The sequence below is a fragment of the Pseudomonas sp. SYWMCR5 genome (genome assembly GCF_057197165.1).
Map to the genome: position 1 here is coordinate 893583 of NZ_JBXUNH010000001.1, position 12686 is coordinate 906268.

Annotated in this window: 10 protein-coding genes; 3 read left to right on the plus strand and 7 right to left on the minus strand. The window is 63.6% G+C overall.

Annotation, left to right across the window (positions count from 1 at the left end; genetic code table 11):
* Nucleotides 1-52: 52 nt before the first annotated feature.
* The 3 genes from AC2CGW_RS04225 to AC2CGW_RS04235 all read right to left on the minus strand — a co-directional run bounded on the left by AC2CGW_RS04225 (nt 53) and on the right by AC2CGW_RS04235 (nt 2864).
* Nucleotides 53-1297 (minus strand): MFS transporter, encoded by a 1245-nt coding sequence (locus AC2CGW_RS04225; protein ID WP_484573576.1) that lies wholly within the window; start codon nt 1295-1297, stop codon nt 53-55.
* Between the two features lie 125 nt (nt 1298-1422).
* Nucleotides 1423-2265, minus strand: coding sequence for a mechanosensitive ion channel family protein (locus AC2CGW_RS04230; RefSeq protein WP_054894024.1), 843 nt, complete (start codon nt 2263-2265; stop codon nt 1423-1425).
* A gap of 113 nt (nt 2266-2378) precedes the next feature.
* Nucleotides 2379-2864 (minus strand): YajQ family cyclic di-GMP-binding protein, encoded by a 486-nt coding sequence (locus AC2CGW_RS04235; protein ID WP_054894023.1) that lies wholly within the window; start codon nt 2862-2864, stop codon nt 2379-2381.
* Between the two features lie 101 nt (nt 2865-2965).
* Here AC2CGW_RS04235 and AC2CGW_RS04240 point away from each other — a divergent pair, with 101 nt between their 5' ends.
* The 3 genes from AC2CGW_RS04240 to AC2CGW_RS04250 are packed head-to-tail and all read left to right on the plus strand — an operon-like array spanning nt 2966 to nt 6518.
* Nucleotides 2966-3883: a putative 2-dehydropantoate 2-reductase gene (locus AC2CGW_RS04240; protein WP_186718775.1), complete on the plus strand. Its 918-nt coding sequence runs from the start codon at nt 2966-2968 to the stop codon at nt 3881-3883.
* A gap of 36 nt (nt 3884-3919) precedes the next feature.
* Entirely contained in the window at nt 3920-5950 is a 2031-nt protein-coding gene (locus AC2CGW_RS04245) for an ATP-binding protein (protein WP_186718773.1), read from the plus strand.
* Between the two features lies 1 nt (nt 5951).
* Nucleotides 5952-6518 carry a cob(I)yrinic acid a,c-diamide adenosyltransferase gene (locus AC2CGW_RS04250; RefSeq protein ID WP_186668024.1) on the plus strand — a complete coding sequence of 189 codons (567 nt, stop codon included), beginning with the start codon at nt 5952-5954 and terminating at the stop codon, nt 6516-6518.
* 32 nt (nt 6519-6550) lie between these two features.
* Here AC2CGW_RS04250 and AC2CGW_RS04255 read toward each other — a convergent pair whose 3' ends face one another.
* From AC2CGW_RS04255 to secA, 4 genes are all read right to left on the minus strand, one after another.
* Nucleotides 6551-7495 carry a Nudix family hydrolase gene (locus AC2CGW_RS04255; RefSeq protein ID WP_186710313.1) on the minus strand — a complete coding sequence of 315 codons (945 nt, stop codon included), beginning with the start codon at nt 7493-7495 and terminating at the stop codon, nt 6551-6553.
* A complete protein-coding gene (locus tag AC2CGW_RS04260) occupies nt 7492-8124 on the minus strand; it encodes a glutathione S-transferase family protein (RefSeq protein WP_186668028.1) in 633 nt (210 codons plus the stop codon). The genes AC2CGW_RS04255 and AC2CGW_RS04260 overlap by 4 nt, the downstream gene beginning before the upstream one ends.
* 105 nt (nt 8125-8229) lie before the next feature.
* Entirely contained in the window at nt 8230-9447 is a 1218-nt protein-coding gene (gene argJ, locus AC2CGW_RS04265) for a bifunctional glutamate N-acetyltransferase/amino-acid acetyltransferase ArgJ (RefSeq protein WP_186668030.1), read from the minus strand.
* Nucleotides 9448-9610: 163 nt separating this feature from the next.
* A complete protein-coding gene (gene secA / locus AC2CGW_RS04270) occupies nt 9611-12346 on the minus strand; it encodes a preprotein translocase subunit SecA (protein WP_186710312.1) in 2736 nt (911 codons plus the stop codon).
* Nucleotides 12347-12686: the final 340 nt, after the last annotated feature.

Here is a 12686-nt window from a genome sequence, read left to right on the forward strand (position 1 = left end):
AGTCGTCCTTTTCGCGGGCAAGCCCGCGAAAAGAGCGACGCCGTTTTCAAGCCTACTGAACGATAGCCCCTTCCCCTGGCCGGCCGCCCACCACAAACCACAACGGCCATAGCGCCAGCGCCCCGGCAATCCCTGCGCCCAAGGCAAAATGCAACAGGCTCGCCCCTGCGCCCAACATCGCCAACACCGCGCCACCCAGCCCCAGCAGCGCGATGGTGATCATCCCCAGCATCGCCGACACCAACCCCTTGCTCTGCTCGCTGGAGAACAGCGTCATGCGGTACAGCACCGCGTTGGCAACACCCAGGCCCATTGCATAGAGCGACATCCCGGCAACCACGCTGGTCACGGTCGGATACAGCCAGGTCACCAGCACCATCAGGCACAACCCGGCCAGATACGGCCACAGGGCACCGCGCACCAGCGCGGGCAGCGGATAACGATCCGCAATGCGGTTGATGATCAGGTTGCCGAGGATCAGCCCGCCGAACACCGGCAGCTGCCACAGCGCGTATTCCAGGGTGCTCAGCCCCTCGTCATGGATCAGCAGGACCGGCGACAGGCCAATCCAGCCGATCAGTGGCAAGCCCACCAAACCCAACGCCGCGCTGCCAGCCACAAAACGACGGTTGCCCAGCAACTGCGCGTAACCGGCCAGCAAGGGCAACAGGTGAATGGGCGTGAAGGCCAGGCGCGAGCCATCACGGCGCTCGACCCCGAGGGTTTCAGGCATCAGGCGATACAGCAGCCCCCAGCACAGCACCGCGCCCACTGCGAAGGCGACGAACAGCCAGCGCCAGTCGAGCCACTGCAGCATCAACGTCCCCACCAGCGGCCCGAGCAACGGCGAAAGCAACGCAATGTTTGCCAGCAGCGCCATCATGCGCACCGCGTCGGCCTCGCTGAACGCCTCGTTGAGCGCCGGATAGCTCACCGTCACCACGAAGCCCAGGCCAATGCCCTGCAGCAGGCGCAGCAGATTGAACAGGCCGATGTCATGCACCCAGAAGGTCGCAAGGCATGCCACACCAAAGAAGGCGCAGCCGGTCAGCAGCAGTGGACGGCGGCCATAGCGGTCGGCCAGCGGGCCGATCAGCCACTGCAGCACTACGCCACCGAGCAGGTAGAGGTTCAGGGCATGGGGAATGAATTCAGGGCTGGCCCTGAGATCGTCGACCACCACCGGCATAGCCGGCATGACGGCATCGCTGGCCAGGTAGGTCAGCAGTTCGAACAGGGCGAGGGTCAGACCAAACAACAGGGCCCGCAGAGGGGTGATATACAACAATGGCTTCATGATGGCGTTTCGGGTGCAGACAGGAGGGGTCAGGCTATATGCCAGAAATCGTCGGCTTTGGCTGTGAACAAGTGTAAGGCGTAAAAAACAAGGGCCCCTGTAGGGGCCCTGTTTTGCAGTGCAGGTTACTGCGCGGCAGTCTCCTGCACCACGCGAATCACCCGCTGCGGGAAGGGAATGTCGATCCCCTCGGCCTTCAGGCGATCCCGCGCCTGCTCATTGAGCATGAACATCACGTCCCAGTAGTCGGCAGTCTTGGTCCACAGGCGCAGCGACACGGTGATCGAACTGTCACCAAGCGTTGCAACCACCGCCTGAGGCGCTGGGTCGGGCAGCACCCGAGGATCCTGCGCCAGCTCCAGCAGCACGTTGCGCGCCTTCTGCAGGTCGGCCTCGTAGTCCACGCCCACGTCGAACACGACCTTGCGCGTCGGCTGGCGGTTGGTGTTGACGATGATGCCGTTGGACAAGGTGCCGTTAGGCAGAATGACCGTCTTGTTATCACCGCTACGCAGCACGGTGTGGAAGATCTGGATGCTGTCGACGGTGCCGCTCACACCCTGGGCCTCGATCCAGTCGCCGATGCGGAACGGGCGGAACAGCAGGATCAGCACGCCACCGGCAAAGTTTGCCAGGCTGCCCTGCAAGGCCAGGCCGATGGCCAGCACGGCACCACCCATGGCCGCGACGAACGAGGTGGTTTCGATGCCGATCATCGACGCCACGCTGATCGCCAGCATCACCTTGAGCACGATGTTGGATAGCGTGCGGATGAAACCCTGCAACGCCGGGTCAGCTACCCGCAAGCCGACGAGCCTGGCCAATCGATCACTGATCTTGTTGGTGATCCACCAGCCGATCGCCAGGGTCAGCAGCGCCAGCAACAAACGACTGCCGTACGCCATGATCAAGGGAATCCAAGTCTCGGACTGGCGTACCAGTTGATCGACTTCAGCGTTCAAATCCATGTTCATCTCCTGATGTCGAACGACACGTGCACAGTAAAGCAGACCGCCGGACATTCAGCGGCCGCAGGAAGCGATGGACATTGGTGTGCCATCAAGGTTCCTGCCCCGCAGAATCAGTCGCGGAAGTTGTTGAACTGCAGCGGCATGTCAAATTCCTTGGCGCGCAGGGCCGCGATGGCTTCCTGCAGGTCATCGCGCTTCTTGCCGGTGACCCGCACCTGTTCGCCCTGAATGGCGGCCTGGACCTTGAGCTTGGCATCCTTGATGTGGGCGACGATCTTCTTCGCCAGCTCCTTGTCGATGCCCTCGCGGAACTTGGCTTCCTGTTTCATTTCCTTGCCGGAAGCATAGGGATCCTTGGTTTCCAGGCACTTGACGTCGATCTTGCGCTTGACCAGCGCCAGGCGCAGGATTTCGATCATCGCCTCGAGCTGGAATTCGGCTTCGGCAGTTAGCATCACGGTCTGCTCCTTGTCCTTGAACTCGAAGCTGCCCTTGCCCTTGAGGTCGTAGCGGCGATCGAGCTCCTTGATGGCGTTTTCGACCGCGTTCTGCACTTCGTGCTTGTCCAGTTCCGATACCACGTCGAACGAAGGCATGGTTGTTCTCCATAAAATAAAAGCGCGCTCGGCTTGAAGATGGAGCGCGTCGGGTTTGATGGTTAAAATGCGGGCTCATTATAACGGGTTGCGAAACGCAGATGAGCAGCACCTGGCATATTCTCGGCGCCGGCAGCCTCGGCAGCCTCTGGGCCTGTCGCCTGGCACGGGCGGGCAAGGCCGTGCGCCTGGTGCTGCGCGACGAACAGCGCCTGTCAGATTATGAAGCCGAAGGCGGCCTGACCCTGATCGAACAGCACCAGGCAACGCAATTCGCCATCCCGGCACAGACCTGCGAGGGCGAAGGCCCCATCCACCGCCTGCTGGTGGCGTGCAAGGCCTACGACGCCGGGCCTGCCGTCGCGCGCCTGGCGTCGCGGCTGGCCGAAGGTGCTGAGCTGATCCTGCTGCAGAACGGTCTCGGCAGCCAGGATGAAGTGGCCGAGCAGGCTCCCCACGCCCGCTGTATCTTCGCCTCCAGCACCGAAGGTGCGTTTCGCGAGCGCGACTGGCAGGTGCGGTTCGCCGGCCAGGGCTTCAACTGGCTGGGCGATCCGGGCAATCCTGGCGTCCCCGAATGGTTCGGCGATCTGAGCGAGGCCGGCATCCCGGCCGAGTGGTCGTTGGACATACTCACCCGCCTGTGGCGCAAGCTTGCACTCAATTGCGCGATCAACCCGCTGACGGTGCTTTACGACTGCCAGAATGGCGGGCTGCTTGGTCACCTGCTTGAAGTCGACCAGCTGTGCCTGGAACTGACCGCCCTCCTGCGCAGTGCCGGGCAAGCCCAAGCCGCCGAAAACCTGGCCGATGACGTCCAACGGGTGATCGTGGCGACCGCGGCCAACTACTCTTCGATGTACCAGGACGTGCGCGCAGGCCGACGTACCGAGCTGCACTACCTGCTTGGCCATGCCTGCGACGTTGCCGCCCGGCATGGCCTGGCGACACCTGGCCTGGAACACCTGCGCCAACGCCTGGTCGATAACCTGCAGGCACGCAACCTGCCCAGCGACTGACGCTGCCCACCCACCGACACGGACATCACCTCGCCCATGACCCTGCGCCAACGCCTGGAAAACCTCCCGGTCGGGCAAAAACTGCTGGCCGCCCTGCTGGTGCTGCTGGTCACCATCCTGCTGGTGGCCAACCTGGCCTTCATCAGCGCCGCCTACTGGATCACCCAGGAAAGCATGGCTCCCCAGGCGCTGCAGACCATCGGCCGATTGGTCGCCAACCCGCAGCTTTCCGCGCGCGCCAGCGACACCCCGGAAACCGCCAGTGCCTTGCTCAAGGAGCTCGACAGCTATTCACCGCTGCGCGCCGCCGCCGTGTATGCCAGCGACGGGCGCCTGCTGGCCCAACTGCAACATGGCCAGCCACTGAGCATGCCCAAGCGCTTCCGCAACATCGACGGCTGGCGCCTCACCGAGTTTCGCAGCACCCAGCTGATCGCCCTGCCCCGTCCAGGCAGCCCGCCCGCGCACCTGCTGCTGGTGGCCAGCAGCGAATTGCCGGTCGCGTTCTATACCGGCACCCTGTCTGCCAGCCTGGCGATCCTGGTGTTCAGCATCCTGCTGTGGCTGATCATCGCCCGCCAGATCAAGCGCCTGATCACCCAGCCGATCAACCGCCTCGAGGAGCTCTCGCGCCAGGTGACCCGCGAGGAGAGCTACGCCCTGCGTGCGCAACGTGGCAACGACGACGAAATCGGCAGCCTTGCCGAGGCGTTCAACACCATGCTGTCGCGTATCGAAGCGCGCGAAGACCAGCTCAAGCGTGCCCGCGACGAGTTCCAGTCGGCCTTCGACCAAGCCCAGGGCCTGGCCGAGGAGACCCGCCACACCAACCGCAAGCTGGAGCTGGAAGTCCAGGTACGCAGCAAGATCGAGAAAAAGCTGACAGGCTTCCAGAATTACCTGAACAGCATCATCGACTCCATGCCTTCGGCACTCATCGCCCTCGACGAGCAGCTCTACGTCACGCAATGGAACCAGGAAGCCACCGTACTTTCCGGAACGCCGCTGGACGAGGCGCTGAACCAACCCATCTTCATCGCTTTCGAGCCACTCAAGCCATTCCTGCCACAGCTCAAGGAGACGGTGGAAAAACACCGGGTAGCGAAGGTCGAGCGGGTCACTTGGCCCAAGGACGACGAGCCACGCCACTACGCGCTCACGTTCTACCCGCTGACCGGCGGCGGCGGGCGCGGGGTGGTGATCCGCATCGACGACATCACCCAGCGCCTGTCGCTGGAAGAAATGATGGTGCAGTCGGAAAAGATGCTCTCGGTCGGCGGGCTGGCGGCAGGCATGGCCCACGAGATCAACAACCCGCTGGGCGCGATCCTGCACAACGTGCAGAACATTCGTCGACGCCTGTCGCCGGAACTACCGCGCAATCAGGAACAGGCCGAGGAACTGGGCATCGACCTGGCCAGCATCAACCGCTACCTGGACGGCCGCGAAGTGCCGCAACTGCTCGACGGCATCCAGCAAGCCGGCGCGCGGGCCGCGAAGATCGTCACCCACATGCTCAGTTTCAGCCGCCGCAGCAACCGCCAACTGGCGCCTTGCAACCTGCCCGCCTTGATCGACCAGGCGGTGGAAATCGCCGGCAACGACTTCGACCTGACGGAGGGCTTCGACTTCAAGGGCCAGGCCATCGTCCGCCAGTTCGACCCCGAACTCGGCCCCGTGCCCTGCACCGCCAACGAGCTGGAACAAGTGCTGCTCAACCTGCTGAAGAACGCGGCCCAGGCCATCCATCAGCGCCCGGCACCCAGCGAACCCGGTCGCATCACCCTGCGCACTCGCCTCAATCCGCCGTGGGCCGAAATCCAGGTGGAAGACAACGGCATCGGCATGCCCGAATCGGTGCGCAAGCGCACCTTCGAGCCGTTCTTCACCACCAAGGAGATTGGCCAGGGCACCGGCCTGGGCCTTTCGGTCTCGTACTTCATCATCACCAACAACCACAAAGGGCAGATGGAGGTGCATTCCACCCCAGGCCAGGGCACCTGCTTCACCTTGCGCCTGCCCTTGAGCCCGCTGGGGGCCATGCCCTCGGCCAAGACGGAGGCATGACATGGGCTATCGCCTGTCGAAGATCTACACCCGCACCGGCGACAAGGGCGAGACCGGCCTTGGCGACGGTCGCCGCGTCCCCAAGGATCATCCGCGCATCGAAGCCATCGGCGAGGTGGACATGCTCAACAGCCAGTTGGGCGTGCTGCTCGCGGGGCTGGCCGAGCACGGCCTGGATGAACTGAGCGAGGTGCTGGCGCCTTGTCAGCATCGTCTGTTCGACCTCGGCGGCGAGCTGGCGATGCCCAGCTACCAGGCGCTGGACCAAGCGGAGGTACAACGCCTGGAAGCGGCCATCGATAGGTGGAACGAGGAGCTAGGGCCGCTGAAGAATTTCATTCTGCCCAGCGGCTCGGCACTGGTGGCCCAGGCCCATGTGTGCCGCGCCCAGGCGCGGGGGGCGGAGCGGCGCTGCCAGCAGTTGAATGCCATCGAACCGCTTGAAGGGGTGGGGTTGGCCTACATCAACCGGCTGTCGGACCTGCTGTTTGTCGCATCGCGGATCATCGGGCGACGCCAGGGGATAGCCGAGGTGCTGTGGCAGCCTGCCGAGAAACCGCAGGGCTGAAATTATCGGGGCCGCAAAGCGGCCCCAGATATTCAGACTTCGGGCCAGAACGCCCGAATCCCTGCAACACCTTGCGCGCCAGCCTCCCAGGCACGCTCACGCTCACCCGGCCCGACCCCGCCCAGCAGGAACACCGGCTGGTTGAAGCCTGCGATCAACCGCTGCGCCTCCTCCCAGCCCATCGGCGTGGCCTCGGGGTGGGTCTGGGTCGGCTGCACTGGCGACAGGGTGACAAAATCCACGCCCATCTGCCGTGCCAGCTCCAGTTCCTCGGCGCCATGGCAGGACGCCGCCAGCCAGCGATTCTGCGGAAACGGTCGCCCCTTGGCAGCGTACTTGCGCAATTGCGCCGCCGTCAGGTGCCAACCCGCGGACGGGAAGTCACCCAGCCACTCCAGTGGCCCCTTGAGCATCAGCAGGGCCTTGCCCGCACAGAGGCCGACCGCATCCACCGCCACATCGCGGTACTTGGGGTCGTACATGTCTGGCGCACGCAACTGGATAAGCCTGATACCCGAGGCCACTGCCTGCTGGATGCCCCGCAGCAACACGGGGGTATCGAGCCCATCCGGGGTGATCAGGTACTGGTCCGGCAGGCGCGTAGCCGCCACGATCGGTTTGTTGGCCTCGGGAAACGCATACTGCTCCAGATCTCGCGGCGCAACCCACGCCAATGGCTGGCCCTCGGCGCCGTGGGGCTCGCCGCTGAAGGCCGACACCTCACGCACGTCCAGCAGCACCTGCTTGTCCGGGTAGTCATGGCTGACCTTGATCAGCGGCCGAGAGGCGCTGACGGCGATACCCAACTCCTCGTGCAGCTCACGGGCCAGCGCGGCCTCGACGCCCTCGCCCTCTTCCACCTTGCCGCCGGGGAACTCCCACAGGCCGCCCTGGTGCTGGGTGTCGGCGCGACGTGCGATCAGGATGCGCCCGTCGGCGCCGCGAATGACCGCTGCAACTACATGAATCCGCTTCACCCTTTACGCTCCAGCAGGCCCGCCTTCTGCCAAGCCTGGAAGGCTTGCCAGTTGTAGATCGTTTCGATGTAGGCCGCGGCATCCGCAGGCACTTGCACACGATAGGTACGCAAACGCACTGCCACCGGGGCGAAGAAGGCATCGGCCAGTGTGGGTCGTCCGAACAGGAACGGGCCGCCGTCCTTGGCCATCAGACGGCACTCCGCCCACAAGGCGACGATGCGATCGATATCGACCTGCACTTCGAGCGGCACGCTGTCCAGGGCCTGGTCGCGCGACAGATCGAACGGCATCGCACCACGCAAGGCGAAGAAACCGCTGTGCATCTGCGCACAAGCCGATCGCGCCTGGGCACGCGCAGCGACATCCGCCGGCCACAGCTGCGCCTCGGGATGCTGTTCGTTGAGGTATTCGGCGATGGCCAGGGAGTCGGCGATCACACCGTGCTCGGTCTTGAGCAGCGGAACCTTGCCGGTGGCCGAGAATTCGAGGAGGCGCTTGCGAGTATCGGGCTGGTTGAGCTTGATCAGTGTCTCGTCATAACCGACGCCTGCCAGCTCCAGGGCCAGGGCACCGCGCAGCGACCAGGAGGAATACAGCTTGTCGCCGATGATCAGGTGATAGCTCATGGTTCGGCTCCGTTAAATCTTGGGATTCGGGGCTGCTGCGCAGCCCATCGCGGCACAAGGCCGCTCCCACAGGCCTGCGAGCGTGTGGGAGCGGCCTTGGGTGGATCAGGTACGGTACTCAGCGTTGATCTTTACGTACTCGTGGGACAGGTCGGTGGTCCAGATGGTTTCGCTGCACTGGCCGCGACCCAGCTCGATACGGATGGTGATCTCTTCCTGGGCCATCACCGCCGAGCCTTGCTCTTCGGTGTAGCTCGGGCTGCGACCGCCCTTGCTGGCGATGCACACGCTGTCCAGGTACACATCGATCAGGCTGACGTCCAGCTCCGGCACGCCTGCACGGCCGACAGCGGCCAGGATGCGGCCCCAGTTGGGATCGGAGGCGAACAGCGCAGTCTTGATCAGCGGCGAATGAGCGACGGCATAGCCGACGTCCAGGCATTCCTGGTGATTACCACCACCGTTGACCTGCACGGTGACGAACTTGGTCGCGCCTTCGCCGTCACGGACGATGGCCTGGGCCACTTCCATGCACACCTCGAACACGGCCTTCTTCAGCGCCTCGAACAGCGCGCCGCTCGCTTCGGTCACCTCCGGCAGGTTGGCCTTGCCGGTGGCGATCAGCATGCAGCAGTCGTTGGTCGAAGTGTCGCCGTCGATGGTGATGCGATTGAACGACTTGTTGGCGCCGTCGAGCATCAGGTCCTTGAGCACAGCCGGGGCGACCTTGGCGTCGGTGGCGATGTAGCCGAGCATGGTGGCCATGTTCGGACGGATCATGCCCGCACCCTTGCTGATACCGGTGACGGTGACGGTGACGCCGTCGTGCTGGAACTGGCGGCTGGCCCCCTTGGGCAGGGTGTCGGTGGTCATGATGCCAGTAGCGGCTTCGGCCCAGTGGTTTTCCGAAAGGTTGTCCAACGCAGCCTGCAGCGCACCTTCGATCTTCTCGACCGGCAGCGGCTCGCCGATCACGCCGGTGGAGAATGGCAGCACGGACTCGGCAGGCACGCCCGTCAGCTCGGCCAGCTTGGCGCAGGTGCGCTCGGCGGCGGCCAGGCCCGGCGCACCGGTACCAGCGTTGGCATTACCGGTGTTGGTCAGCAGGTAGCGCACGGTCCCCTGCACGCGCTGCTTGGAGAGGATCACGGGAGCGGCGCAGAAGGCGTTGAGGGTGAACACGCCAGCAACGCTGGAGCCTTCGGCGCAGCGCATCACCACCACGTCCTTGCGCCCAGGGCGCTTGATGCCCGCCGAAGCGATGCCGAGTTCGAAACCGGGAACCGGGTGCAGGGTAGGCAGGGGACCGAGACCGACAGCCATTGAAGCGCTCCTAGAAAATGAATGGTTTGCGAAAAGCGGGGCCGCTTTGCGCCCCATCGCGGCACAAGGCCGCTCCTACAGGTTCTGTGCGATGCCTGCAGGAGCGGCCTTGTGCCGCGATGGGCCGTCAAGCGGCCCTGTAGATGTCAGGTGACGGATCGAATCACTCGATCTGACCATGGCAATGCTTGAATTTCTTGCCCGAACCACACCAGCACGGCTCGTTGCGGCCCAGCTTCTGTTCGTTGCGAACCGGCGCAGAGGCAACTGCCACATCGGCGCCCTCCTCGCTCAGTTGCTCGCCTTCCAGACCTGGGGCAGCGGCGTGCTGGAACTGCATGCGGCTGGCCAGCGCCTCGGCCTCGCGGCGCAGGCGGGCTTCTTCTTCGGCAGGGTCTTCGCGGCGGACCTGGACGTGCGACAGCACACGGATGGTGTCGCGCTTGATCGACTCCAGCAGCTCCTGGAACAGGGTGAACGACTCGCGCTTGTACTCCTGCTTCGGGTTCTTCTGGGCGTAGCCGCGCAGGTGGATACCGTGACGCAGGTGGTCCATGGTCGACAGGTGGTCTTTCCACAGGTCGTCCACCACACGCAGCAGAATCTGCTTCTCGAAGGTGCGCAGGGCGTCGATGCCGGCCTGGTCTTCCTTCTCGGTGTAGGCGGTGGTGATCTCGTTCAGCAGCTTCTCGCGCAGGGTTTCCTCGTAGAGGTGATCGTCCTCGTCGAGCCACTGCTGGATCGGCAGCTTCATGGCAAAGTCGCTGGACAGCGAAGCCTCAAGACCGGCCACGTCCCACTGCTCGGGCAGCGACTGCGGCGGAATGTGCTGGCTGATGGTGGCGTCGAGCACTTCCTTGCGGAACTCGGCGATGGTGTCGCCGATGTTCTCGGCAGCCAGCAGGCTGTTGCGCATGTGGTAGATCACCTTGCGCTGCTCGTTGGCCACGTCGTCGTATTCGAGCAGCTGCTTGCGGATGTCGAAGTTGCGACCTTCGACCTTGCGCTGCGCCTTTTCGATGGCGTTGGTGACCATGCGGTGCTCGATGGCCTCGCCGGATTGCATGCCCAGCGCCTTCATGAAGTTCTTCACCCGGTCGGAGGCGAAGATACGCATCAGGCTGTCTTCCAGCGACAGGTAGAAACGGCTCGAACCGGCATCGCCCTGACGGCCGGCACGACCGCGCAACTGGTTGTCGATACGACGCGACTCGTGACGCTCAGAGGCGATCACGTGCAGGCCACCGGCTTCCAGAACCTGCTGGTGGCGCTTCTGCCAGTCGGCCTTGATCTGCGCGATCTGCTCGCTGGTCGGGTTCTCCAGTGCGGCGACTTCGGCTTCCCAGTTACCGCCCAGCAGGATGTCGGTACCACGACCGGCCATGTTGGTGGCGATGGTCAGGGCGCCCGGCGCACCGGCCTGGGCGATGATCTCGGCTTCCTTTTCGTGATACTTGGCGTTCAGGACCTTGTGGTCGATGCCTTCCTTCTGCAGAAGGTTGGACATGTGCTCGGAGGTCTCGATGGTCGCGGTACCCACCAGGACAGGACGGCCCTGGGCCATGCTTTCCTTGATGTCGGCGATGATCGCTGCGTACTTCTCGTCGGCGGTGAGGTAGACCAGGTCGTTGAAGTCTTTCCGAGCCAGCGGCTTGTTCGGCGGAATGACCATCACGTTGAGGCTGTAGATCTGGGCAAACTCGAACGCTTCGGTGTCGGCGGTACCGGTCATGCCGGACAGCTTGGTGTAGAGACGGAAGTAGTTCTGGAAGGTGGTCGAGGCCAGGGTCTGGCTTTCGGCCTGGATGTTCAGGTTTTCCTTCGCCTCGATGGCCTGGTGCAGGCCCTCGGACAGGCGACGGCCTGGCATGGTGCGGCCGGTATGCTCGTCGATCAGCAGGATCTGACCGTCCTGGACGATGTACTCGACGTTGCGGTGGAACAGCTTGTGCGCACGCAGGCCCGCGTAGACATGGGTGAGCAGGCCCAGGTTGTGGGCCGAGTAGAGGCTCTCGCCTTCGGCCAGCAGGCCGGACTGGGTGAGCATCTCTTCGATGAACTGGTGACCTGCCTCGTTGAGCTCGACCTGGCGGCTCTTCTCGTCGATGGTGAAGTGACCCTCTTGAGTCACCTGGCCTTCGACTTCTTCGATGTGCTGCTTCAGGCGCGGGATCAGGCGATTGATCTCGATGTACAGCTTGGAGCTGTCTTCGGCCTGGCCCGAGATGATCAGCGGGGTACGCGCTTCGTCGATGAGGATGGAGTCGACTTCGTCGATCACGGCGAAGTTCAGCTCACGCTGGAACTTCTCGTCCTGGCTGAACGCCATGTTGTCGCGCAGGTAGTCGAAACCGAATTCGTTGTTGGTGCCGTAGGTGATGTCGGCAGCATAGGCGGCGCGCTTTTCCTCCGGCGGCTGGAAGGCCGAGACGATGCCCACCTTGAGGCCGAGGAATTCGTAAAGCGGACGCATCCAGTTGGCGTCACGGCGAGCCAGGTAGTCGTTGACCGTGACCACGTGCACGCCCTTGCCGGACAGCGCGTTCAGGTATACCGCCAGAGTACCGACCAAGGTCTTGCCTTCACCGGTACGCATTTCTGCGATCATGCCCTCGTGCAGGGTCATGCCGCCTATGAGCTGGACATCGAAGTGGCGCATGCCCATGACACGCTTGCCGGCCTCACGGGCCACGGCGAAGGCTTCGGGCAACAGCTGGTCGAGGGTTTCGCCTTTGGCCAGGCGCTCTTTGAACTCTGCGGTCTTGCCACGCAGTTGCTCGTCGGAGAGGGCCACCATCTTCTCTTCGAAGGCATTGACGGTGCTGACCGTCTTGAGCATGCGCTTGATTTCACGCTCGTTCTTGCTTCCAAAAAGTTTTTTTAACAAAGGCGCAAACATATCGGCAGGATCTTCCACACTTAGGGATGGAGGGCGGCCCCGTGAGTCGCCCGTGCAGCCCTTGGGCCGCATGCGAACGAGCATTCTACCCGGAAACGTTGGTGAGGAAAGTGGTGGATTTCCACGATGCTGGCACAGCGCTTTTAACGGGGCTTCTCTAACATAGGGACATTTTCACCAAGTTCAAGGCAGCCAGACATGAAACGTGTTGGGCCGCCTCGCGCGCAGGCCTGCGCGCACACGCGCTGCACCGTCCTCAGCAGCGGGCTGCCGGCAAAGCGTCCGGCACAGGCAACGGCCCTGGTGGCATCTGTTAGACTGCCAATCTTGTAACCTCATG

Excerpts from the sequence above, each read along its gene's own strand:
- argJ (WP_186668030.1), bottom strand. The coding sequence starts at position 9,447 with ATGGCTGTCGGTCTCGGTCCCCTGCCTACCCTGCACCCGGTTCCCGGT.
- AC2CGW_RS04240 (WP_186718775.1), top strand. The coding sequence starts at position 2,966 with ATGAGCAGCACCTGGCATATTCTCGGCGCCGGCAGCCTCGGCAGCCTC.
- AC2CGW_RS04230 (WP_054894024.1), bottom strand. The coding sequence starts at position 2,265 with ATGGATTTGAACGCTGAAGTCGATCAACTGGTACGCCAGTCCGAGACT.
- secA (WP_186710312.1), bottom strand. The coding sequence starts at position 12,346 with ATGTTTGCGCCTTTGTTAAAAAAACTTTTTGGAAGCAAGAACGAGCGT.
- AC2CGW_RS04235 (WP_054894023.1), bottom strand. The coding sequence starts at position 2,864 with ATGCCTTCGTTCGACGTGGTATCGGAACTGGACAAGCACGAAGTGCAG.
- AC2CGW_RS04225 (WP_484573576.1), bottom strand. The coding sequence starts at position 1,297 with ATGAAGCCATTGTTGTATATCACCCCTCTGCGGGCCCTGTTGTTTGGT.
- AC2CGW_RS04250 (WP_186668024.1), top strand. The coding sequence starts at position 5,952 with ATGGGCTATCGCCTGTCGAAGATCTACACCCGCACCGGCGACAAGGGC.
- AC2CGW_RS04245 (WP_186718773.1), top strand. The coding sequence starts at position 3,920 with ATGACCCTGCGCCAACGCCTGGAAAACCTCCCGGTCGGGCAAAAACTG.
- AC2CGW_RS04260 (WP_186668028.1), bottom strand. The coding sequence starts at position 8,124 with ATGAGCTATCACCTGATCATCGGCGACAAGCTGTATTCCTCCTGGTCG.